This is a genomic window from Streptococcus moroccensis (genome assembly GCF_030812835.1).
GTDB lineage: Bacteria > Bacillota > Bacilli > Lactobacillales > Streptococcaceae > Streptococcus > Streptococcus moroccensis.
Map to the genome: position 1 here is coordinate 22,076 of NZ_JAUSTM010000013.1, position 23,809 is coordinate 45,884.

The window sequence follows — 23,809 nt, forward strand, 5'->3', positions numbered from 1 at the left end:
ATAGGGTTATGTCTTGAAAAGTTATGAAAAACAAGGTAAACTATTATCAGGATAAAAAGAAAACGCTTTCTAAGTTTGTGAAACAAAAAACTTTTTAAGCGAGATAGGAGGAAAAAAACAAGAGCTATCAGCATTGTAAAATCTAAGTGAAAAAAGATTGTGAAATGTTTTGTAAACTATTTACATTTTTTTGAAAATGTAGTACAATAATATTGTGAAAAAATTAACAAACTCATCAAAAAGGAGTCTATACATGAGTGATAAAGCAAAAAAAGTTGCTGTAGAAGATGTGAATCAAGCAATTGATACCTTGGTTCAAAAAGGGCTAGTTGCCTTGGACGAAATGCGCAAGCTCAACCAAGAGCAAGTGGACTATATTGTAGCGAAAGCGTCCGTAGCTGCCCTTGACGCTCATGGCGAACTTGCCATGCACGCCTATGAAGAAACTGGTCGTGGGGTCTTCGAAGATAAGGCAACTAAAAACCTCTTTGCCTGTGAGCACGTTGTCAACAACATGCGTCACCAAAAAACAGTCGGTATCATCGAAGAAGATGACGTTAAAGGATTGACTTTGATCGCTGAGCCAGTGGGTGTTATTTGTGGTATTACACCGACAACTAACCCTACATCAACAGCAATTTTCAAGGCCTTGATTTCCCTTAAAACGCGTAACCCAATCATCTTTGCCTTCCACCCATCAGCTCAAAAATCATCAGCACATGCGGCACAAATCGTTCGTGATGCTGCCATCGCTGCTGGAGCTCCTGAAAACTGTGTGCAGTGGATTGAAGCCCCATCACTTGATGCGACAAATGCCTTGATGAACCACCCAGGTATTGCCACTATCTTGGCGACTGGTGGTAACGCCATGGTTAAGGCAGCTTATTCATGTGGTAAACCAGCCCTTGGCGTAGGTGCAGGTAACGTACCAGCCTACGTTGAAAAATCAGCTAACATTCGTCAAGCAGCTCATGACATTGTGATGTCTAAGTCATTTGACAATGGTATGGTTTGTGCTTCTGAACAAGCCGTTATCATTGATAAAGAAATCTATGATGAATTTGTCAACGAATTCAAGTCTTATCACACTTACTTTGTAAACAAAAAAGAAAAAGCCCTTCTTGAAGAGTTCTGCTTCGGAGCTAAAGCTAACAGCAAAAACTGTGCAGGCGCTAAACTCAATCCAGATATCGTTGGTAAACCAGCGGCATGGATTGCTGAACAAGCAGGCTTCTCTGTACCAGAAGGAACGAATATCCTTGCTGCAGAATGTAAAGAAGTTGGTGAAAATGAGCCATTGACACGTGAGAAATTATCTCCTGTTATTGCTGTCTTAAAAGCTGAAACGCGTGAAGATGGTCTTGAAAAAGCCCGTCAAATGGTTGAATTCCACGGTCTTGGTCACTCAGCTGCGATTCATACAAAAGACGAAGCGCTTGCTAAAGAATTTGGTGGCATCGTGCGTGCTATCCGTGTTATCTGGAACTCTCCTTCTACCTTCGGTGGTATCGGTGACGTTTACAATGCCTTCTTACCTTCATTGACATTGGGTTGTGGTTCATACGGTAGCAACTCAGTATCTGGTAACGTTAGCGCAGTAAATCTCTTGAACATCAAAAAAGTAGGAAGACGTAGAAATAATATGCAATGGTTTAAAGTTCCTTCAAAAACATATTTCGAGCGTGATTCGATCGAATACTTGCAAAAATGTCGTGACGTTGAACGCGTTATGATTGTTACAGACAAAGCCATGGTTGAACTTGGATTCTTGGATCGTATCTTGGAACAACTTCACTTGCGTCGTAATAAAGTGACTTACCAAATCTTTGCTGAGGTTGAGCCAGATCCAGATATCACAACCGTTTACAAAGGTACTGAACTCATGCGTACCTTCAAACCTGACACAATCATTGCCCTTGGTGGTGGTTCTCCAATGGATGCTGCTAAAGTGATGTGGCTCTTCTACGAACAACCAGAAGTGGACTTCCATGACCTCGTTCAAAAATTCATGGACATCCGTAAGCGTGCCTTCAAATTCCCTGAGTTAGGTAAGAAGACTAAGTTTGTTGCTATTCCAACAACATCTGGTACAGGTTCTGAAGTGACACCATTTGCGGTTATCTCAGATAAAGAAAACAACCGTAAGTACCCAATCGCTGACTACTCATTGACACCAACAGTTGCTATCGTTGACCCAGCGCTTGTTATGACAGTTCCAGGATTCATCGCGGCAGATACTGGTATGGACGTCTTGACCCATGCGACAGAAGCCTATGTGTCCCAAATGGCTAATGACTTTACAGACGGTTTGGCTCTTCAATCGATCAAGATTGTCTTTGAATACTTAGAGCGCTCTGTGAAAGAAGCAGACTTTGAGTCTCGTGAGAAAATGCATAACGCCTCTACAATGGCTGGTATGGCCTTTGCCAATGCCTTCCTCGGTATTTCCCACTCAATGGCGCATAAGATTGGTGCCCGCTTCCATACGGTTCACGGCCGTACCAACGCGATCCTCTTGCCATACGTTATCCGTTACAACGGGACACGTCCTGCCAAGACTGCGACATGGCCTAAGTACAACTACTACCGTGCGGATGAGAAGTACCAAGATATCGCGAAATTGCTCGGACTTCCAGCGTCAACTCCAGAAGAAGCTGTGGAATCTTATGCTAAAGCGGTCTATGACCTTGGTTGCCGTCTCGGTATCGAGATGAACCTTAAAGCTCAAGGTGTGGATGAGAAAGAATTGAAGAAATATTCTCGTGAATTGGCCCTTCTTGCCTACGAGGACCAATGTTCTCCAGCCAACCCACGCTTGCCAATGGTTGACCACATGCAAGAAATCATCGAAGATGCTTACTATGGTTATGGCGAACGCCCAGGCCGTCGCAAATAATACGTGACTCCACTAGTCAGACATTAGTCTGGCTAGTTTTTTGCTTGATGTCACTTTACTAAAAGTGTGCTAGTATCTTAATCAGGTAATTTTTGGTATAATAAAAAGAAAATCTTGGAGTTGAATATGAACGAAATTGCTGTTGCTTGGACTCTTGTAAAAGAAACGTATGCCCCTGAAGATGCGGTGAAACTGTTGCTTCCTGACGAAGAAATCATAGCAGCTTTCAAAACGGTTAAGGACATTGCTATTTTTACAGATAAGCGTTTGATTATCAAGGATAGTCCGACCTTAGCTCCTAAAAAAGTAGAAACCTATGTCTTACCCTATCGGACTATTCAAATGTGGTCTGGTGAGAATGGGGGACTCTTTTTAGATTCAGGTTCTGAAGTGGAACTTTGGACAACAATTGGACGGATCAAGATTGGGCTGAAAAAGGATATTGATTTGCAAAAGTTTGAGCAACTCTTATCAAGAGTAATCATTGGTTAATGCAGGCAAGAGGATTACAAGAACCTCGGAGTCATCTCCAAGAGGTTCTTTTTTGGTTCGGAATTAGGATAAAAACGCTATCAAAACAAAAGGTTGGCGCTATTCCTTACAAAATTATGGTAAAATAGTAAAAAAGCTTTGAAGAGGGTAATCCTATGACACTAACATATCAATCAACTCGAGATGCCAATAATACCGTGACAGCCAGCCAGGCTATTTTACAGGGACTTGCTAACGATGGTGGTCTTTACACACCAACAAGAATGCCAGAAGTCAATTTGGACATGGCTGTCTTAAAAGATACTTCCTATCAGGAGGTGGCGAAGCTTATTTTATCTGCCTTTTTAGATGATTTCACAAGTGAAGAGTTGGACCACTGCATTGCCTCCGCTTATGATGATAAGTTTGACACCGATGCGATTGCGCCTTTAGTTAAAATTAGCGACGATCAGTACAATTTAGAGCTTTTTCGTGGCTCAACAATTGCCTTTAAGGACATGGCCTTATCAATCTTACCTCACTTGATGACAACGGCAGCTAAAAAACACGGCCTGGATAAGAAAATTGTCATCTTGACAGCGACATCAGGGGATACTGGAAAAGCAGCCATGGCTGGATTTGCAGATGTTCCAGGAACTGAAATCATTGTTTTCTATCCACGTGATGGGGTCAGCAAAGTCCAGGAATTGCAAATGACCACCCAAACAGGAGAAAATACGCATGTCGTTGCCATTGACGGGAACTTTGACGATGCTCAAACCAAGGTTAAGGAAATGTTTAACGACAGTGCCTTGCGTGACAAACTAGCAGCCAATGGCTTCCAATTTTCTTCAGCTAATTCAATGAATATTGGTCGCTTGGTGCCACAGATTGTCTACTATGTTTATGCCTATGCCCAACTGGTTAAGTCAGGCGAGATAGTAGCAGGTGAGGTCCTTAATTTTGCGGTACCAACAGGTAACTTTGGCAATATCCTAGCCGCTTTCTACGCTAAGCAAATAGGATTACCAATTGGTAAATTAATCTGTGCTTCCAATGAAAACAATGTACTGACAGATTTCTTTAACACAGGAACTTACGACAAAAAGCGGGATTTCAAGGTGACCTCATCACCGTCTATGGATATTTTAGTGTCTTCAAACCTTGAACGCCTGATTTTCCACTTGGTTGGTAACAACTCTGAGCAAACGCTGGAGTTGATGACAGCTCTTTCTGGAGAAGGGCAGTACAGCTTAGGCGATGTAGATCGTGGGATTTTAGATCTTTTTGCGGCGGATTTTGCCACTGAAGCTGAAACGCTAGCTGAAATCAAACGTGTCTACGATGCGGCTCTTTATGTTGAAGACCCACACACTGCTGTGGCATCTGCTGTCCATCAGAAATATAAGACTAAAACAGGAGACCAGACGAAGACAGTTATTGCTTCTACGGCCAGTCCTTATAAATTCCCAGTAGTGGCTGTTGCAGCGATTACAGGAGAAACAGATTTAACAGACTTTGAAGCCTTAGAGCAATTACATGCCATTTCAAAAGTGGCCTATCCAGCTGCTGTTGACGGACTTGAGACAGCGCCGGTACGTCACAAAACAGTTGTTTCCGTTGCGGATATGCAAGGAGCAGTTGAGCGCTATTTGACTATTGCAGATTAAGAAAAAGGAGGGACGGGAAGAGATTTTCCATGACTTATCAAAGAGAGTTGAAGGCCATTGCTTTACCCGTCCTCGTTGAAAATACGCTACAGGCCCTAATGACCTTGGCGGATACCTACCTTGTTTCCCAACTAGGATTAGTTGTGATTTCTGGGGTAGCCCTATCAGGAAATATTCTCGCTATCTATCAGGCTCTTTTTATAGCGGTAGGAGCGGTTGTATCTGCAGCGATCGCTAAATCCTTTGCTCAAAAAAAGGAAAACGAACGTCTCCATCTTAGCCAGATGGCTATTCAATTAACCATATGGCTGAGCGTCATCTTGGGAGGGTTGTCTTTAGGTTTTGGAGAAAGTCTATTAGCCCTTTTAGGAGCGGGGAGGGCAGTCAGTCAAGCAGGTGGTCAGTATCTGGCAATCGTTGGTGGCGCCAGTCTTAGCTTAGGCTTGATGGTTTGCTTAGGCGCAATGCTCAGGGCTCAAGGTCAGACCAAGTGGCCAATGGTTGTCAGTTTTACTGTCAATGCTTTAAACATTCTCTTATCGGGATTAGCGGTGTTTGTCTTTCGTTGGGGTGTGGTAGGAGTTGCCACAGGAACTGTTATAGCCCGGTTTGTCGGTGTTGGGCTCTTGTGGCATCGCTTATCTTATCGTCCAAAACGGTTGAATTTCCAGATTGATAAGCAGTTATTGCAACAAGTTTTTCCGGCTGCAGGAGAACGTCTCATGATGCGTGCGGGGGATTTAGTTGTTGTGGCTTTAATCGTTCAATTAGGAACAACGGTCGTCGCAGGTCATGCTATTGGGGAGACGTTAATACAGTTTAATTATTTACCAGCTATGAGTGTAGCTGTTGCGACAGTTATCTTGTCAGCCCAAGCACACGGCCAACAAGATGATCAGCTCCTAGAGGAGATTCGAAAGGCAAGTTATTGGCTTGCTTTTCGGCTAGTGGCTCTGGTATCAGGGACGGTCTTGCTTTTTAGTCCATGGCTGATTCGTCTCTACACCCACGATGCCCAAGCGATTCTGGCAGCTCAACAGGTCGTTTGGATGGCCTTTATCGGCTTTCCCTTAGCAACAGGCACCCTGATTTTGACGGCGCTTTGGCAGGGAGTAGGCCGAGCTAGAATCCCCTTTGTTGCTACAACAGTTGGCATGTGGGCGCTTCGAGTAGGCTTGGGGTTTCTTTTGACGATTGTCTTGGGATTGGGACTTTCGGGAGTATTGATAGCTACGATAGCTGACAATGCTTTTCGAGTTTTTTACCTAGGTTATCGTTACCAAAAATTATTTAGGAGAGCTATTCTTGCTAAAAAATCATAAAAATCTTATTTTGACCTTATTGGTTACACTGGTTGTTGTTTTAGCTGTTTTTCGCTATTGGGAAAGTGCAGAAAACCTTTTGGGAACACTTTGGCGGGCCTCTCTTCCTTTTATTGGCGGAGCTATGATCGCCTATGTTGTTAATATCCTGATGTCAGGCTATGAACGTATCTATTATCGTCTATTTAAAGGAGACTTGGCACGAAAGTTTTCGCGGTCGATTACGCTATTATTAGCCTATGCTACCTTTGCCATTTTGGTTATTGTTTTACTTGGAATTGTCATTCCAGAGTTAGTTGAAAGCATTCAATCGCTCATTGCAAATGCGCCTAAAGCCATTGAAAACCTTATCCGAGAAGTCGAAGAAAATGAGTGGTTGAGCGCTCAAATCAACCAGTTCTATGGCAGTGATGCGGCCAAGGAATTAAATGACAGAATTAATGCTTATGCGACAGAGGTCTTCAATGGCGCAGGGACCTTCTTGCTAGGCTTGTTAACGTCGGTTACGGATATCTTTTCAGCTATCGTTAATATTTTGATGTCCTTGATCTTCTCCGTTTATGTACTGGTGAGTAAGGAAGATCTAGCCAATCAACTTCGACGTCTCATCCAGACCTATTTACCGACATGGTATGGACCTTTTGATGCTGTGCGAAAAGTCTTTCATGAATCGTTTCGCAGTTTCTTTACGGGTCAAATGACTGAGGCGGTTATCCTTGGGACATTAGTATTTTTGGGAATGACCCTATTCAAATTTCCGTATGCGTCAACGATTGGTATCTTAGTCGGTTTTACCAATATTTTCCCTATTATTGGAGCCTATATTGGTGGAATTGTCGGGATGATTTTGGTGATGACCCAATCGTTCTCTCAAGCCTTATGGTTTCTAGTCTTCATTGTGGTTTTGCAACAGATTGAGAGCAACTTGATCTATCCGCGTGTCGTTGGGAATTCTGTAGGTCTTCCTGGGATGTGGGTGATTGTTTCAGTAACTGTCGGTGGTGCTTTTGGAGGCATTTTCGGTATGTTGATTTCCGTGCCATTCTTTGCCTCGATTTATAAATTAGTTCGCCAAGATGTCTTGCGTCGGGAGGAGGAGCGCTTGTTAAATCAGGAGGAAACGATATGACAGCCCTTATCTGGGATTTAGATGGCACGCTCTTTGACTCTTATGACGCGATTCTATCAGGGATTGAGGCTGCATATGCGCATTATGACCTGGCCTATGATCAGGAAACGGTAAAATCTTTTATCTTAAAAGAATCCGTCCATGCCCTCTTTCAACAAGTCGCTGAAGAAAACGGTATTGACTACCATGCCTTAAATGCGGCGCGTGCGGAAAACCTGACAACCCATAACCATCTGGTTAAGCTCTTGCCAGGCGCTAAGGATATTTTAAAGTGGGCCCATCAAGAAGGCTATGCTCAGTTTATCTACACGCATAAGGGGCATAATGCCCACCGCTTGCTAGCAGATTTGGGTGTTGCTCACTACTTTACAGAAGTGGTCACTGGCGATGATGGCTTCAAACGAAAACCGGATCCAGAAGTGCTCAACTATTTGGCAGACAAGTATGGCTTTGAAAAAGAAGACGCCTATTATATCGGCGACCGCCAGTTGGATGCCGAATCTGCTCGAAACGCTGGAGTCAAGAGCCTCAATCTCACGGTAGAGACGAATAGTTACAACCAACACATTCCAGATTTGCACGCTGTCGCGCAGCATGTCCAAAAAAAGTAAAAAAATCTGTCAAGTAACTTTACTTTACAAAAAAGATGTGTTATTATAGTTGAGTTGATGAAAATCAAAGACATTAACTTTTAAAGAGGGCTGAGCGCGAAACGGTGAGTTTTGCCTATGACTGGCCCAACCAATCTAACGGAGGAAACAAACAATGGCAGTACCTGCACGTCGCACATCAAAAGCGAAGAAAAACAAACGTCGCACTCACTACAAATTGACAGCTCCAACTGTAAAATTTGACGAAACAACTGGTGATTACTCACGTTCACACCGTGTATCTTTGAAAGGATACTACAAAGGACGTAAGATCGCTAAAGCTGGCGAATAAGAAGGAGGAGTCAAATGCGCGTAAATATTACACTTGAACACAAAGAATCTGGTGAACGCTTGTACCTCACTTCAAAAAACAAACGTAACACTCCAGACCGTATCCAATTGAAAAAATACTCACCAAAATTACGTAAGCATGTTGTGTTTACGGAAGTGAAGTAGACCTTCAATACGTGTCACTAGACAGCAAAAACCGCCTATTTTAAGCGGTTTTTTGTTTTGCCAAAATCAGTGTATTACAATATATTGAGATTTAATCTCTACCTTTTTCTCTACCTTTTTTGCCGTCTGATAGAGCCTTAATATCGGGTGCCTATTGCGAAAATCAGATTCAGTAACTGCTTTTTCTTCATGATGGATTTAAGAATATTTTCAGAAAATTTCAAGAATTTGTTAAGGGAAGTTGTTTATCATAAGGGCAATTTTAAAAGATAAAGTGAGATTTTTTATGACTAACGCAAAATCATTCTTTACCAAACAAGGGCAAACAAAAGGGTATGGTAGTATTCGTACCGCTAAATGGGCCAAAGGTGCTGTGGCAACATTGGCATTGGGGGCTACAACTGTTGTGCTAGGAACGGGTCAGGCTGTATCTGCACAGGAGTCGACAGATGCGACAAGTACGACAACGTCATCGGCGACTGAATCCGTTGACAACGAAACACTGGTGACGCAAAGCAGCGAAACAGTCGAGACTTCGGATAATACCGCAACGAATGACGTTTCAGATGCTAGTGAGACAACATCGGATTCAACCCTCACAGCGGAAGTTGCAGCAGAGGAAATCACAACTGATACGGATACAGTCACTGTTGAAACCAATGCAGCAGAGACAACTGCAACAGATGATAGCGATGCAGAAACCACAGATGCTACTGAGAGTGAAGAAGCTGAAGTAACTGAGACTACAACCGCTACTGAGGAAGTTCAAGAAACGACAGCATCGGAAACGTCGACTGACGTAAGCGATGAAACAGAGACAGCTGTTTCTGAAGACGCTTCCGAAGATGATACGAACGGAGAATCAGTGGCAACGACAATTACTTTTGCCGATGAAACAGTGATAGCCTCATCGGATAGTAGCGTGACTATTGATGGTACTACCATCACAATTAATGAGGCAGGGACTTATCAACTAACGGGTTCAGGTTCAGGTTATACTATTACTGTGGCAGATTCTGTCACAGAGGCTGTGACCATTGAACTAGATGGGGTTACCCTAGATGCGACCACCATTACTGCCCTGACAGATCTCTACATCACAGTCTTATCGGATAGTTCATTAACCTCTACAAAAACAACCATTGAAACAGCAGGGGCCCTGTATATTACAAGTAAAAAGAACAGTGAGCTAAGCCTAGCTTCTTCGGAAGGGCATACCATTAAAGCTGACAGTGTGACTTTGGACAATGCGAATTTGGTATTGACAGCAACAGCTAAGGATGGTATTCATGCAACAACTTTCTTAGACATATCAGATTCGACGGTCACAATTATAGCTGGAGATGATGGTATTCAAGTGGAAGACGATACTGATGTCAATTCTGGGGATGTTACAATCACCGATTCGACCGTCACGATTACCTCAGCCGATAAAGGAATTACTGTTAGTGATGCCTTGACGATTAATGGAAACACGGTTCTCACAGTGACAGCTGAAGATGAAGGTCTTGAGGCCCGTCTGATTACCATCACAGATGGTGTTGTTACCATTGATGCGGCAGAAGATGGTATTAATGCAACAGAATGGACCACCAAAGATGATGCGGACTTGTCTAATTTAGTAGATGCTAGTGCAACTATTGAAAATGATGTAGCCATCGTAATAACAGGTGGCACAGTGACGGTTATGGCTGGTGCAGATGGTTTAGATTCTAATGGCGATATCACTATTACTGGTGGGCAGGTTTATATTTCTCAGACGGGTTCAGGGGATTCGGCCTTAGACTATGATGGGACTGCTATCATTACAGCAGGGACGGTCTGGGCTATTGGGAATCAAGGCATGGCCCAAGGCTTTTCAACAGGATCAAGCCAATCCTACCTTATGGCTAATGTTTCAGGAAATGCAGGTGATACGATTACAATCACAGATGAATCAGGAAATGTGATTGCTAGTTCAACGGCATCGGTAGCTTTTGGGCATCTTGTCTTTTCGACGGAAGCTCTAACTTCTGGATCTACGTATACAATAACTGTTTCAAGTGGCGCGACTGTAAGTGTTACAGCTTCCCAAGAAACATCGACGAGTGGATTTATGCCAGGCGAGATGGGGGTAATGACACCTCCAGAAGGACAAATGGGATCATTTCCAACTGATGGTAACATGCCAACTCCACCGACAGATGGTTCAACGCCCCCAGAAATGCCCAGCGGCACACCCCTGAATGTTGAGGAGGCAACCCTGCCAGAGGTTACATCTAATGCTAGCACGACTGACTTTGATACCTCATTAACCACTGAAGCAGAGCTTAATGCTGAACCTGCCGACGTCGAAACCGAGGCTACCCAAGTGTCGTCAGATGCCAATCCTATTACTGAGGAAGAGGACTCAAGCGTTCTACCAGCAGAAGAAATAGAAGAGACTACTCGCTTACCTCGTAGCCCGATGGGACATGCAACCCTTCCAACAGAATATGGTAAAATAAGTGAGTCACCCGCTACTCCTGACCCAAGACGTAAGGCTGACATAGGGAAACTTCCAAGTTATGACGCCCATGTGGAACCAGCATTTACCTATCAAGCGGGAAGAAAGCCGAATAATCATGGACAGAGTGATAGCAAGCAAGTGGTTACAAACGCAAAAGCATTATCGACAACTGCTAGTAAACCAAAGAAAGCCTTAACTCAATCATCATCTTCTTTGACCAGTCTTCCATCGACTGGGACTGAAGACGCGACAGAAGTATCCACCTTTGGCATGGCAGGGTTGACAACTGCCATTGGCGCCTTTCTTTTCCGCAGAAAAAGAGTGCATAGCCAAGAGTAATTATCCTTAGCAGAGAATCCTAGTTTTTCAAAGTTTTTAAAATCGTTTTGTTAGCATGGCATAGGACTGTTATGCAAATAGACTAATGATAAAAAAGAGAACCCGAAATGTTACAATCGTCTAAACTAGAGTGAGTCTAAAACTTGTCAACACGATGACACAACCCCCTATGAAACGTCTGTTTCATAGGGGGGTTCATGGGGAGAACTGTTTATTGAGGGATCAGCTTAAATCGGTGAGACGCCTTATAGCTGGAAAAGCCCTAATTTTGCTTCAATCCAGTCACTCATAGGTTTTCATAATCTTTTCTCATAGCCTGGTAGACAAGATGGGTTAGGTAGCAGTCGTTCAAGGCTCTGTGCAAGGAGCGTTGGTCGAAGTGGTAATAGCTTACTAGATCATCTAGGCGATTTCGAGGAAGGCTCAGATAGCGCCTAGCTAGTCTCAGGGTATCAATCATGTCATTTGGGAAGGGCTCGTTAATAAAGCGATAAGAATGGTCATATAAAAAATTGACATCAAAATGAACATTGTGGCCAAGAACAATGTCATTTCCTAAGAAACGCTTGAATTCTTTCAGAACCTCTCCGATTTCAGGGGCTCCGCTGACCATGTCATCTGTGATACCGGTTAACTGTTTAATAAAAGGGCTCAGTTTTTCATGGGGATTAATCAGTGTCGAGAAATGCGCATCAGGTTCATTATTTCTGATGCGGATGGCAGAAATTTCAATGATTTTGCCCAGTCTTTCAATTTTACCGTTTGTTTCGATATCAACAACGGTATAGTCAGAAGTAAATAGGAGGAGGCTTTTTCCTTTAAATTCTCTTTGATATACCATCATAGCCCTTTCTAGTTTTTGAGTAGGTATTGTGCCAGACCATCATGAGTTGGAACTCTCTTGACCACCAAAAAGTCTCAGGCTCGTTTCAGCTACTGGAAAACCAATGATGGTATGAAGATCGCCTGAAATCTTACTGATGAGTCTAGGGTCCAGTTCCTGAATGCCATAGGCGCCAGCCTTATCCAGTTGTTGTTTTTGATGGACATAATCATCAATGACCGTTTTTAATGCAGGATAGTAAGGGGAGAAAGTGACCTCGGCAAGGGTGTAAAAAACATCGAGGTAGTCTCTTGTCCTGAGGCAGACTGATGTGACCACATAATGGGTTTTCCCTAAATAGGATAGGAGCATTTGCTTGGCTTGGAACAAGTCCGCTGGCTTATTTAAAATAGCATCTTCAGAAACGACGATGGTGTCGGCAGAAATGTAGAGAGTATCTTCTGATAAGGGCCGGTTGGACTTGGCTTTGGAAATTTCACAGCAGGTCATAGCGGCGCGTGTTAAAAACCCCTTATCGGCAAAGAGTCCCATAAAGTGTTCTTCAATCACGCGTTCATCAATAGTTACTGGACAAATATCTGGGTTAAGGAAGTCCAATAACGCTTTGCGACGCGGTGACGCTGATAATAGGGTAACGTGATGAAAGGGCTGCAGATGCCCCCTTTTTTCGTAATTGTAGACAAAAGACACGACTATTTGCCTCTCTTTCTTGGGTTAAGTGGGCAGACTTCATTTCTTCGGGGCTCTAAAGTACTGCTGCCTTTTTTTGGTCTGGCGGATGCTAGAAGTTTTGGATAAAAAAGGCAAGCTCTGTCAGTGATTCTGACAAGATGCCTGCCTTTTTATTTATCCTTATTTATCAGGGGTTAAAATCATTGGAATGATAATCGGCTCGCGCTCAGTCTTCTCAGATAGGAAAGGTCTGAGGGCATTTACGATAGCACCGTTAACTGTTTGAATAGAGGCATCCTTGTTTTTGAGGGCAACACGAATAGCGTTAAAGAGCAGACGCTGACTTTCGCGAATCAGCTCACCAGACTCCCGCATGTAAACAAAGCCACGGCTGAGGATATCTGGACCAGCCAGAATCATCTGGGTCTTAAAATCAACAGTAGCAACGGCAATGACAACACCATCTTCTGAGAGATCATGGCGGTCGCGCAGAACTGCGGCTCCGATGTCACCGATGCGGTTCCCGTCTACATAGATATCTTGAGCATTAAAGTGACCCGAAATGCGGGCAGAATCTTTGGTTAGCGCCAATACATCTCCATTTTCCATGATGAAAGTATTTTCTTTAGGAACACCAGTATCAACGGCAAGGCCAGCATGAATTTTTTGCATGCGGTATTCCCCGTGGACGGGCATGAAATACTTGGGCTTGATCAGGCGCAGCATGAGTTTTTGCTCTTGCTGACCACCGTGACCTGAGGTATGGATGTTGTTGATTTTACCATGAATGACATCAACACCAGCTTCGGTAATGGTGTTGATTAATTTGTTAACACTGGTCGTATTGCCAGGAATTGGGCTAGAGGAGAAGATGACTGTATCACCTGGTTGCAAGGTCACTTGACGATGAGTTCCGTTTGCGATACGGGCTAGAGCTGCCATGGGCTCTCCTTGGCTTCCTGTACAAAGAATTAACACTTCACCAGCTGGGTAATCTTTGATCGCATTTGGCTCAATCAAAGTCCCTTCAGGAACCTTAATGTAACCCAGCTCAATCCCATTGACAATGGCTTTTTCCATGGATCGTCCAAAGACAGCAATCTTACGTCCTGTTTTGACTGCAGCATCTGCCGCCTGTTGAAGGCGGAAAATATTGGAGGCAAAGGAAGCAAAGATAATCCGTCCATGGATGCCTTCGATGATTTTCATGATCGACTGACCAACCATTTTTTCTGAATTAGTAAAGGTTGGGATTTCAGCGTTAGTGGAGTCAGAGAGGAGACAGAGGACGCCTTCTTCCCCAAGCGCTGCCATGCGGTGCAAGTCAGCCGGCTCCCCCACAGGAGTAAAGTCAAACTTAAAGTCACCGGTACAGACAATCTTTCCTTGAGGGGTATCAATCACCACACCAAGGGGCTCTGGAATAGAGTGGGTGGTGCGGAAGAAGGACACGCTAAGGTGCTTGAAAGTCAAGACTGTATTGTGGTTAATTTCGTGGAGTTTGGCATTTCGCAAGAGACCATGCTCTTCGAGTTTACCACGAATCAAGGCAAGGGCAAGTGGACCAGCATAAATAGGGACGTTGGCTTGCTTGAGTAAGAAAGGAATGCCCCCGATATGGTCCTCGTGTCCATGGGTGATGACAAGAGCCTTGACACGGTTGAGGTTTTCGACAATATAAGAGTAATCTGGAATGACGTAGTCGATACCGAGCTGGTCATCTTCTGGGAATTTAATACCCGCATCGACGATGATGATCTCATTTTGGTATTCGATTCCGTAGGTGTTTTTCCCGATTTCCCCTAGACCACCGATGGCGTAAACGCCGACTTCTTCGGATTTTAGGTTAATACTGGACATAGATTAGAACTCCGTCAATTCAAAGGCACCAGTCTCTTTTTCGTAGGCGAGGTGCTTATCTGATAGCAACTCGATGAATTCGATATGGTAAGTGGTGTTGGCTTCAACAACTTGACGTGCCTTAATGCGGCCTTCTAATTCGTTAGCAGCATCTACTTCGAGATAGAGAGCTTTCGTCATCTCACGCTTAGGGTTAGTTGTTTTTGTTTCTTGGTAAAAAACTTTGTAAATCATAGGTTTCCTTTCATTAGTGACGGTCAAAATTGTCTGTAGGAAAATGCCCAGCTCGTAAACACAAGCTGAGAAGGGGTTATCCAATTAAGGGTAATAAATTGACCTGAATGTAATCGTACTAAAATTATATCATAGTTTTAGGGAAATGAGCAAGTTGCAGAAACGAAGGAAAACGGTTTAACAGGGATTGGTCGAAATTTGAGACTTTTTCAGTTTCAGATAGTGAACATATACTCCTAACATTCCTCTTTCTAGGTCGACTAGCTCTGGCTTCAAGATGAAAAGCTAGGTTCAGGCGGTTCAAGTTTCCTTTTTGCCATTTATTTAGTAAAATAGAGGGTGATCCTTCGGTCATAGAAATGATAGACCGAATCGTAGGGAAAGGGAATAGAATGAATATTTTAGCTATAGATACCTCGAACAAAACCTTATCTGTTGCCCTTTTATCTGGCAATGAACTATTGGCAGAAGCAACCCTTAATATTAAAAAAAACCACTCAGTCACTCTCATGCCAACAATTGACTTCTTGATAGCTCAAATTGACTGGAAGCCTGCGGACTTGGAGAGGATTGTGGTGGCTCACGGGCCTGGGTCTTATACCGGGCTTAGGATAGCGGTCGCAACAGCCAAGGTTCTGGCTCAAGCACTGGCGATTGACCTGGTTGGGGTGTCCTCCCTAAAAAGCCTTCTGAGAGATGACGCACCTGGTCTTGTTGTGCCCCTGATGGATGCTAGACGTAACCACGTGTACACTGGGTTTTATGAAAATGGCAGAGCTGTTGAGCCTGATGGGTACCGCAGTTTTGAGCAGGTGTTAACAAAACTTGCTCACATAAATCCTGACCAGCTGACCTTTGTGGGGGAGACGGAAACTTTCGCTGAGCAGATTCAAGAAATGTTGCCAAATGCAAGTGTTATCCCGAGCTTGCCCTCAGCCCATCACTTGGGTTGCTTAGGAGCTAGCATGGAACCTGTTGACATTGATCGCTTTGAACCCCAGTACCTCAAGCGTGTTGAGGCAGAGGAAAATTGGCTTCAAAACCATGAGGAGACGGACCGAGATGCCTATATTAAACGGGTCTAGCCTGACAGCCTCCGACGTGCATGAGATTTTAGAAGCTGTCTATGGAGTCTCACCTTGGACACTGGAGCAGATTGAGGCGGATTTGGAGAGGGCTGAGACAACCTACTTTGCACTAGCAGAAGCAGATAAAGTCATCGGCTTTTTAGCGATACAAGACCTAGCAGGGGAGCTGGAAATGACACAATTGGCAGTCATACCTGAGTGGCAGGGCAAGGGGTATGGGCAACAGCTTTTAGGGGCACTAAAAGATAGACCAGAGGCCATCTTTTTAGAAGTCCGAGCCAGCAATCAACCAGCCATCAGCCTGTATAAGAAGCACGGCTTTGAAGAAGTGGGTAGGCGTCAGGCTTATTACCATAATCCAACAGAAGACGCCCTCTTGATGACGCGAGCCGAGAGGAAAAAGCAGAATGAAAAACGAGAATGAGAACATGAGTGATAGATATATATTGGCTTTCGAGACATCCTGTGATGAAACAAGTGTTGCCGTCCTTAAAAATGAGGCTGAGCTTCTCTCTAATGTGATTGCCAGCCAAATTAAGAGCCATCAGCGCTTTGGCGGTGTGGTGCCAGAGGTGGCTAGTCGCCATCATGTTGAGGTCATTACAGCTTGTATTACCGAAGCCTTAGAGGAAGCGGGTGTTACTGCCAAAGACTTGTCCGCAGTAGCAGTCACTGAGGGTCCAGGCCTTGTAGGGGCCTTGCTCGTCGGGGTATCAGCAGCTAAGACCTTTGCTTGGGCGCATGGTCTGCCCTTGATTCCTGTTAACCACATGGCCGGACACCTGATGGCTGCTCGTCACGTTCAGCCTTTGAACTACCCACTCCTGGCCTTATTGGTCAGCGGAGGTCATACGGAACTGGTCTATGTTGCAGCGCCGGGTGATTATAAAATTGTCGGTGAAACGCGAGATGATGCTGTTGGAGAAGCTTATGATAAAGTCGGTCGTGTGATGGGGCTTCCTTATCCCGCTGGCCGATTGATTGATGAATTGGCTCATAAGGGTCAGGACACCTATCACTTTCCCCGCGCTATGATTAAAGAAGACAATCTGGAATTTTCATTTTCCGGCTTAAAATCAGCCTTTATCAACCTCCATCACAATGCCGCCCAGAAAGGCGAGGACTTAGTTCCAGAGGACTTAGCAGCCTCCTTTCAGGCGGCCGTTATGGATATCCTCATCGCTAAAACCCAAAAAGCGCTTGAGCGCTACCCGGTTAAAACCTTAGTCGTAGCAGGGGGTGTTGCGGCCAATCGGGGTTTACGTGAGCGGTTGGCAGCGGACATCAAGGATGTAGAGGTCATCATTCCTCCTCTGAGACTCTGTGGGGATAACGCAGGGATGATTGCGCTAGCAGCGGCGGTCGCTTATGATCAAGGTCAGTTCGCAGATTGGTCCTTAAATGCTAGGCCTAGCTTAGCTTTTGATGGGTTAGAGGATTAACTGAATATCAGAAAAATTGGGTAAAGTAATGGATAAACAAGCTTTTCGTTCGGGTCTAAAATCAGCCATTCCAACAGGAATGGGGTATTTGGGAATCGGACTAGCTTTAGGAATTATTGCGACAACAGAAGGGATGTCTCCCTTTCTTGTTTTATGGAGTAGTCTTGTGATTTATGCAGGAGCTGGCCAGTTTGCTCTGGTCAGTCTTTTAGCAACGGGTGCCAGTTTACAGGCTATTGGAATGACCATTTTTTTGATCAATCTGCGTCATTTTTTAATGGGCCTTCATACAGCAACCCTCTTTCCGTCAATGAGTCCGGCTCAAACAATTGGAGTCAGCAGCCTGTTGACAGATGAAACCTATGGGGTCATGCTAGGGCAAGATATTCGGGATGACGGGCTCTCTCCAGATTGGATGTTGGGAAATAATATTCTTAGTTACACTGTTTGGGTAGGAGCGACCTTTTTAGGGGCTTTGTTGGGAGAGCGTGTGCCAGATCCCTATCGTTTAGGTCTCGATTATGCCTTGCTTGCTATGTTTATCGGTATCTTCTCCTCTCAGTTTAGGGCCTTGGAGAAAATTGATGGGCTGGGGAATAGCCTTAAAATTTTAGGGGTTGTCGGACTTGCTTTTCTGGTAGGTGTGCTTGTTCTGCCAAAGTCTTTAGCAGTACTTGTTGCCACGCTTTTGGGGTGTGCTGTGGGGGTTTACTTAGATGAAAAATAGTTATGTGTTAGCAGCCATTTTAGTGTCCAGTTTGGTGACTGTCTTTCCTAGATTGCTTCCCTTTTTGCTGTTAAAGAAAGTGCAACTGCCAGAAAAAATCCTCAAGTTTTTAAAATACTTACCGGTATCTATTATTTTTGCCTTGACTTTTTCGAGTTTGTTTGATGTGTCCTCAGATGGTTTTCCAAAGTTACTCCCCTTAGAAACGGTCGCAAGTCTTGTTGTGGTTTGGGTTGCCTTTCGCTATAAGAATCTTCTTTTTACAGTCGGTGTTGGAGTTGTTCTAATGGCCCTCTTAAGATTAGTGTTTTAACTGATTAAGATTCAAAAAACAGACTTAATCACATCAAAGGTATCCAAAGAGTTTGTTCAGTAGGGTTGCGTACGACCTATCGGGACATTCATGGCACTGATTACTTTGACCAAGTGATTGAAGAATACTATAACCTCAAAAGGTTGGAAAAAGAGGTGACTGTCCATAATCATTCATGGACAGGCTATTGTGTGGCTTTAGAAAATGGGCAAGTTATTACAGGGAGCTTCAGAGGATACGCTCATCTCTTCTCCTGCATTTTCCAAAGCCATTCCAGGGAAACGTGGTATAATAGGGTGATTCGATTTCAGGAAAATCCCCAGGAAATGGTTGCGATAAGATCACAGAAGGTGCGCAAATCTTAGGATTTCTATTGACTGGGAGACTGCTATCAGTCGTTAGGAAAGGATTTTTGGTTGTAAAAAGCTTTCTTGAAATAGCATATGGCTTTTTCTGCACTTCCGATTTGAGCGAATAAGAGTGAGAATGGATGGCTTCGGTAATGGTGGTTATCGTAAGGAGCCGATTTAATAAGGGTTTGAACCTTTTTTGTCCTGAACATTAGAGGAGATAAAAGAGACATGGCAAAGACAGCACAAGGACGTGCCAGTGGCAAGATTATACTGATGGGAGAGCATTCGGTGGTTTATGGGAAACCAGCGATTGCCCTGCCTTTTGAGGCGGTTGAAGTATTGACAACCGTTACAGAAGGAGAAGGAGACTTAACGGTTAACTGCGCCTTTTATGACGGTTTGGTTCATGAGATGCCCAAGGTCTATGAAAGCTTAAAACATGCTATTCGGTTTTCTCTCTATCGCCTAGGCGTATCGCAAAACCCCGCTATAAAAATCGAGATAACCTCAACCATTCCTGCAGAGCGGGGAATGGGGTCGAGTGCTGCTGTAGCTGTATCAGTCGCTAGAGCTCTATTTGCGTCCTATGAAAAAGAACTGACCGAGAGCGAACTTTGGGATATTGCCCAATCCTCAGAAAAAATTGCTCACGGGAACCCTTCTGGCGTCGATGTTACCACTATCAGTCGGGAGCAGTCGGTCTACTTTGTCAAAGGACAGCCGATTGAAATCTTAGATGTCGATTTGCCAGGTTATCTAGTGGTGGCCGATACCGGGCATATTGGGCATACCCTTGAAGCCGTCCAACATGTGGCGGACTGGATAGACATAGAAAATCAGGGTGGTGCGGACCTTTATTTTAGCCCGCAAGGGCATATTGAGATTTTGGGCGAGCTTGTTGCCGCTAGCAAGGAAGCCTTACTAGATCGAGATATCAATCGCTTAGGAAAGCTGATGAATCGTGCCCAAGGGTATCTTTATGACCTTGGCGTTTCGGATGCCTCTTTAGAGCATTTAGTGCAAACAGCCAGAGAAGCAGGAGCTCTTGGAGCAAAATTAACAGGTGGTGGCCGTGGTGGTTGTATGATTGCTCTAGCCTCATCAGCCGATCAGGCTCACTCTATCGCCCAAGCTCTCGAACAAGAAGGTGCTAGTCAAACCTGGATTCAGTCCCTAGCAAAAGTCTAGCTTCTCACTAATCTGAAACTGATAAGGAGATAAGATGACAGCCATAGGACGGGCGCGTGCCCATACCAATATTGCCTTGATTAAATACTGGGGAAAGAGGGATAAGGCCCTCTTTTTACCCATGAACAGCTCCCTTTCCCTGACCTTAGATGCTTTTTATACGGACACTCAAGTGATTTTTGATGAGGCCTTAACAGAGGATCAGTTTGTCCTCAATGGGCAAAATCAAACGGATTCTGAAGTGATCAAAATTAGCCAATTTCTAGACCTTTTTCGCAGGGCATTCAAGGAAACGCGTAGGGCCCAAGTTCTATCTTATAACTTTGTACCTACTGCAGCAGGTCTAGCCTCGTCAGCGTCAGCCTTTGCGGCCCTAGCTATGGCGGTCAATCAGGCCTTAGGCCTTGGCTTAGACCGAGAAACCTTGTCGACTTATGCGAGGCGAGGGTCAGGATCTAGCACTCGTTCCCTTTTTGGAGGGTTTGTCGAATGGGATATGGGGACGACATCAGAAAACTCAGTTGCACAACCCGTAGATGATGCCGATTGGGATGTGGGGATGATTGTTATTGCTATCAATACCTCCAAAAAAACAGTCTCAAGTCGAATAGGTATGGATCATACAGTTTCTACATCGCCTTTTTATGAGGCATGGAAAGAAAGTGCCAAACATGACTTAGTAGCGATCAAAGAGGCTATTCTAGCTCGTGATTTTCAGACCGTGGGCCAGATAACTGAACACAACGGTATGAAAATGCATGCGACAACCTTATCTGCCAACCCACCGTTTACCTATTTTGAACCAGAAACCTTGCGTGTACAGAATCTCGTGAGGCAAATTCGTGAGGTTACAGGGCTTTCAGCTTATATGACCATGGATGCTGGTCCCAATGTGAAAGTGTTGTGCCGAGCCTCTGAAATGGAGCGTTTGGTTGCTGAATTGGCTAAGGACTTCCCTAACGACAAAATCATTACCAGCCTTCCTGGTCAGGCAGCTTACTGCTTGACAGAAGAAGAGTGGCGGGAAAGCGAGAGGCGTTTTTATGACGACTAAAGATAAGGTAAGGGTCCAGGTTCCCGGTAAACTCTTTATTGCAGGTGAGTATGGCGTCGTTGAGGGAGCGCCAGCCATCATAGCTGCAGTTGATAAGTATTTAACGGTTACTGTCGTGGTAGCGAGTACTGACCAAGGGAGTCTGCAGTCCTCCCAAGATCCCAACCTAACCTTGGCCTGGACCCGTTCTTCGGGCAAGATTCAGTTTCAGGAGCACCACCCCTATACCCTAGTTGCTAGAGCTATGCAGATGGCTGAAGACTACATCAGCAGTCAAGGGACTGTCGTAGAAGATTATTATAGCCTCAAAATTACTAGCCATCTAGATGATACCAGTACAGGTCAAAAATATGGTTTGGGCTCTAGTGGCGCGGTGACTGTAGCTGTTTTACGGGGCATCCTTGAATATTACCACTGCCCAGTACCAGCCTTAACCCTCTATAAGCTTGCAGCCCTTACTCATACGAGACTCAGAATGAGAGGCTCCATGGGCGATCTGGCAGCTTCAAGTTTTGGAGGACTCATTGCCTACCAACGACCAGATCGAGACTGGTTGTTAGGAAGAATGGCAGAGCAGTCTATCTTGCCTCTTATCGACCAAGTTTGGCCGAATCTACGGATTGAGCGTTTGCCTTTGCCCCAATCTCTCAAACTCTTAGCCGGCTGGACCAAAACCCCAGCCTCTACAGAACGTTTAGTGGGGCAAATGCAAGGAGGCCTCTCAGAAGAACAGGTCGATCAGCTTCATCAGGCTTTCCTAGCTGATAGCCACTCCTGCGTCGATGGCTTGATTTCTGCGTTTTTCCAAGGAAAGACCAAGGCTATTTTAGCTGGCATACGTCAAAATCGTGAGCTTCTTTTGGCTTACACCAAGCAACGCGGGATTCTCCTTGAGACTCCTCTATTGGAGACGCTCATTGCTATTGCAGAGGGAGCAGGTGCAGCCAGTAAAACCTCTGGTGCAGGTGGAGGAGACTGTGGGATTAGCTTAGTTGAAACAGCAGAGCAGGCCTTAGAAATCACCACTAATTGGGAACGAGCAGGTATTTTACCGCTTGACCTCTCCCTTGCACCCATTACGGACTAAAAAGGAACCTTTATGACCCAGCAAACGAACCGCAAGGACCAGCACGTTGGCCTTGCTAACCAACAATACCAGACTACATCTGGACCTGATCTGGAAGCTATTCGCTTTGTCCACCACGCTTTTGCAGAGTTAGATGTGGCTGACGTTTCGGCTGACAGCCAAGTAGCAGGGCTTGATTTTTCAACCCCTTTCTTCATCAATGCTATCACAGGAGGCAGTCCTCAAACCACCAAGATTAACCAACGCTTAGCGGTACTTGCTCGGGAGACAGGCCTAGCGCTGGCCACAGGCTCCGTCAGCATTGCCATGAAAGATCCCGAGGCAGCAGCATCCTTTAAAATTATCCGGCAGGAAAACCCCGACGGCTTAGTTTTCGCTAATCTTGGGGCCCACCATGGCCTTGAAAATGCCAAGCGGGCGGTTGATTTGTTAGAAGCCGATTCCCTTCAAATCCATGTCAATGTCCCTCAGGAAATCGTGATGCCAGAAGGGGAGCGTGCCTTTCGAGGCTGGCTAGATAATGTGGAAACTATTGTAGCCAATCTAGCTGTCCCTGTCATTGTCAAGGAGGTCGGCTTTGGCATGAGTAGAGAAACCATCGCTGACCTCTATCAGCGTGGGGTGCAGGTAGTGGATATCTCCGGTCGCGGTGGCACTAACTTTGCCCGTATCGAAAATGCGCGCAGGCGGAACGCTAAATATGATTTTTTAGAAGATTGGGGGCTAACGACTGTAGAGAGCTTGCTAGAAGTAATGAGTTTGCCAGCGGACAAGCGTCCACAAATGATTGCCTCTGGCGGGGTACATCATGCCCTCGATGTCGTTAAATGTCTGGCCCTCGGGGCAGACTTGGTTGGTCTTTCAGGTCAAGCCCTTCAGTGGGTGCGCCAGCCAGATAGTCTGGATACAGCTATCGAGACAGTTAAGGCTATGCAGGACCAAGTTCGTGAACTCATGACCATCTTAGGCGCCAAAAGAATTGCCGATTTGCGCCAGACCGATCTGGTCTTGCCAGCTAGCGCATACCACTGGGCCCAAGCCCGTGGTATTGACGCGACGGCTTATGGACAGCGGTCTCGCAAGTCATTTTAAGAAAAACGACACTCGATTTCGGTCGAGTGTTTTTGGTCGCCTAGGATTTTTTACAGAAAGTCAATTGTTCCGAAAAACAGAACGCTTCCCTGTTTTAACTTGCAAAAGAATTCTTTTTCCTCTAAAATAAGGAAAAATAGATTTGGTCACAGGAGGTCAGGTATGAAGGCGATTGTAACAGTTGTTGGTAAAGATAATACAGGTATTGTAGCGGGGGTAGCGAACAAACTGGCTACACTGAATATCAATATTGATGATATTTCGCAAACAGTACTAGATGGGTACTTCACCATGATGGCTATGGTGTCGACGGATGAGAAGGTTGATTTTACAGTGGTTCGTCAAGATTTAGAGGCATTTGGCCAAGAGCTCAATGTCAAAATCAATATTCAAAGCACTGCCATCTTTGACGCTATGCACAATTTGTAAGGAGC

General features: G+C 44.8%; 24 protein-coding genes. 20 read left to right on the top strand and 4 right to left on the bottom strand.

What is annotated here, in order from left to right; translation table 11 throughout:
* Nucleotides 1–253: 253 nt before the first annotated feature.
* The 9 genes from adhE to J2S23_RS07235 all read left to right on the top strand — a co-directional run bounded on the left by adhE (nt 254) and on the right by J2S23_RS07235 (nt 11,421).
* On the top strand, nt 254–2,896 hold the full coding sequence (adhE, locus tag J2S23_RS07195) for a bifunctional acetaldehyde-CoA/alcohol dehydrogenase (RefSeq protein ID WP_307122054.1): 2,643 nt from the start codon (nt 254–256) through the stop codon (nt 2,894–2,896).
* 126 nt (nt 2,897–3,022) lie between these two features.
* Complete coding sequence (locus tag J2S23_RS07200; RefSeq protein WP_307122055.1) at nt 3,023–3,388, top strand: PH domain-containing protein; 366 nt, start codon at nt 3,023–3,025, stop codon at nt 3,386–3,388.
* A 155-nt stretch (nt 3,389–3,543) separates the two neighbouring features.
* Nucleotides 3,544–5,037, top strand: coding sequence for a threonine synthase (gene thrC / locus J2S23_RS07205; RefSeq protein WP_307122056.1), 1,494 nt, complete (start codon nt 3,544–3,546; stop codon nt 5,035–5,037).
* A 29-nt stretch (nt 5,038–5,066) separates the two neighbouring features.
* Nucleotides 5,067–6,359, top strand: coding sequence for an MATE family efflux transporter (locus tag J2S23_RS07210; protein WP_307122057.1), 1,293 nt, complete (start codon nt 5,067–5,069; stop codon nt 6,357–6,359).
* Nucleotides 6,343–7,488 (top strand): AI-2E family transporter, encoded by a 1,146-nt coding sequence (locus J2S23_RS07215; RefSeq protein ID WP_307122058.1) that lies wholly within the window; start codon nt 6,343–6,345, stop codon nt 7,486–7,488. The genes J2S23_RS07210 and J2S23_RS07215 overlap by 17 nt, the downstream gene beginning before the upstream one ends.
* Nucleotides 7,485–8,099, top strand: coding sequence for an HAD-IA family hydrolase (locus tag J2S23_RS07220; RefSeq protein ID WP_307122059.1), 615 nt, complete (start codon nt 7,485–7,487; stop codon nt 8,097–8,099). The genes J2S23_RS07215 and J2S23_RS07220 overlap by 4 nt, the downstream gene beginning before the upstream one ends.
* A 154-nt stretch (nt 8,100–8,253) precedes the next feature.
* Nucleotides 8,254–8,430, top strand: coding sequence for a 50S ribosomal protein L32 (rpmF, locus tag J2S23_RS07225; protein WP_307122060.1), 177 nt, complete (start codon nt 8,254–8,256; stop codon nt 8,428–8,430).
* A 14-nt stretch (nt 8,431–8,444) separates the two neighbouring features.
* On the top strand, nt 8,445–8,594 hold the full coding sequence (gene rpmG, locus J2S23_RS07230) for a 50S ribosomal protein L33 (protein WP_049618424.1): 150 nt from the start codon (nt 8,445–8,447) through the stop codon (nt 8,592–8,594).
* Between the two features lie 286 nt (nt 8,595–8,880).
* Nucleotides 8,881–11,421, top strand: a complete 2,541-nt coding sequence (locus J2S23_RS07235; RefSeq protein WP_307122061.1) for a carbohydrate-binding domain-containing protein — start codon at nt 8,881–8,883, stop codon at nt 11,419–11,421.
* A gap of 286 nt (nt 11,422–11,707) precedes the next feature.
* Here J2S23_RS07235 and J2S23_RS07240 read toward each other — a convergent pair whose 3' ends face one another.
* From J2S23_RS07240 to J2S23_RS07255, 4 genes are all read right to left on the bottom strand, one after another.
* Nucleotides 11,708–12,265 carry a 3'-5' exonuclease gene (locus J2S23_RS07240; RefSeq protein WP_307122062.1) on the bottom strand — a complete coding sequence of 186 codons (558 nt, stop codon included), beginning with the start codon at nt 12,263–12,265 and terminating at the stop codon, nt 11,708–11,710.
* A 39-nt stretch (nt 12,266–12,304) separates the two neighbouring features.
* Nucleotides 12,305–12,955, bottom strand: coding sequence for a Maf family protein (locus tag J2S23_RS07245; RefSeq protein ID WP_307122063.1), 651 nt, complete (start codon nt 12,953–12,955; stop codon nt 12,305–12,307).
* 162 nt (nt 12,956–13,117) lie between these two features.
* The gene (gene rnjA / locus J2S23_RS07250) at nt 13,118–14,797 is read right to left on the bottom strand and encodes a ribonuclease J1 (RefSeq protein ID WP_307122064.1); all 1,680 of its coding nucleotides are present in this window, start codon (nt 14,795–14,797) and stop codon (nt 13,118–13,120) included.
* 3 nt (nt 14,798–14,800) lie between these two features.
* Nucleotides 14,801–15,031, bottom strand: coding sequence for a DNA-dependent RNA polymerase subunit epsilon (locus tag J2S23_RS07255; protein WP_307122065.1), 231 nt, complete (start codon nt 15,029–15,031; stop codon nt 14,801–14,803).
* Between the two features lie 392 nt (nt 15,032–15,423).
* Here J2S23_RS07255 and tsaB point away from each other — a divergent pair, with 392 nt between their 5' ends.
* From tsaB to J2S23_RS07310, 11 genes are all read left to right on the top strand, one after another.
* The gene (tsaB, locus tag J2S23_RS07260; protein ID WP_307122066.1) at nt 15,424–16,116 is read left to right on the top strand and encodes a tRNA (adenosine(37)-N6)-threonylcarbamoyltransferase complex dimerization subunit type 1 TsaB; all 693 of its coding nucleotides are present in this window, start codon (nt 15,424–15,426) and stop codon (nt 16,114–16,116) included.
* The gene (gene rimI / locus J2S23_RS07265; protein WP_307122067.1) at nt 16,094–16,543 is read left to right on the top strand and encodes a ribosomal protein S18-alanine N-acetyltransferase; all 450 of its coding nucleotides are present in this window, start codon (nt 16,094–16,096) and stop codon (nt 16,541–16,543) included. The genes tsaB and rimI overlap by 23 nt, the downstream gene beginning before the upstream one ends.
* A gap of 4 nt (nt 16,544–16,547) precedes the next feature.
* Nucleotides 16,548–17,561, top strand: coding sequence for a tRNA (adenosine(37)-N6)-threonylcarbamoyltransferase complex transferase subunit TsaD (gene tsaD, locus J2S23_RS07270; RefSeq protein WP_307122097.1), 1,014 nt, complete (start codon nt 16,548–16,550; stop codon nt 17,559–17,561).
* A 28-nt stretch (nt 17,562–17,589) separates the two neighbouring features.
* Nucleotides 17,590–18,288 (top strand): AzlC family ABC transporter permease, encoded by a 699-nt coding sequence (locus J2S23_RS07275; protein WP_307122068.1) that lies wholly within the window; start codon nt 17,590–17,592, stop codon nt 18,286–18,288.
* Entirely contained in the window at nt 18,278–18,601 is a 324-nt protein-coding gene (locus J2S23_RS07280) for an AzlD domain-containing protein (protein ID WP_307122069.1), read from the top strand. Before J2S23_RS07275 ends, J2S23_RS07280 begins: the two co-directional genes overlap by 11 nt.
* A 65-nt stretch (nt 18,602–18,666) precedes the next feature.
* The gene (locus J2S23_RS07285; protein WP_307122070.1) at nt 18,667–18,966 is read left to right on the top strand and encodes a hypothetical protein; all 300 of its coding nucleotides are present in this window, start codon (nt 18,667–18,669) and stop codon (nt 18,964–18,966) included.
* Between the two features lie 216 nt (nt 18,967–19,182).
* Nucleotides 19,183–20,142, top strand: a complete 960-nt coding sequence (gene mvk, locus J2S23_RS07290) for a mevalonate kinase (RefSeq protein ID WP_307122071.1) — start codon at nt 19,183–19,185, stop codon at nt 20,140–20,142.
* 34 nt (nt 20,143–20,176) lie between these two features.
* Nucleotides 20,177–21,196, top strand: coding sequence for a diphosphomevalonate decarboxylase (mvaD, locus tag J2S23_RS07295; protein ID WP_307122072.1), 1,020 nt, complete (start codon nt 20,177–20,179; stop codon nt 21,194–21,196).
* Complete coding sequence (locus J2S23_RS07300; protein WP_307122073.1) at nt 21,186–22,283, top strand: phosphomevalonate kinase; 1,098 nt, start codon at nt 21,186–21,188, stop codon at nt 22,281–22,283. The genes mvaD and J2S23_RS07300 overlap by 11 nt, the downstream gene beginning before the upstream one ends.
* Nucleotides 22,284–22,295: 12 nt before the next feature.
* Nucleotides 22,296–23,375, top strand: a complete 1,080-nt coding sequence (gene fni, locus J2S23_RS07305; protein WP_307122074.1) for a type 2 isopentenyl-diphosphate Delta-isomerase — start codon at nt 22,296–22,298, stop codon at nt 23,373–23,375.
* A 162-nt stretch (nt 23,376–23,537) separates the two neighbouring features.
* Complete coding sequence (locus J2S23_RS07310; protein ID WP_307122075.1) at nt 23,538–23,804, top strand: ACT domain-containing protein; 267 nt, start codon at nt 23,538–23,540, stop codon at nt 23,802–23,804.
* Nucleotides 23,805–23,809: the final 5 nt, after the last annotated feature.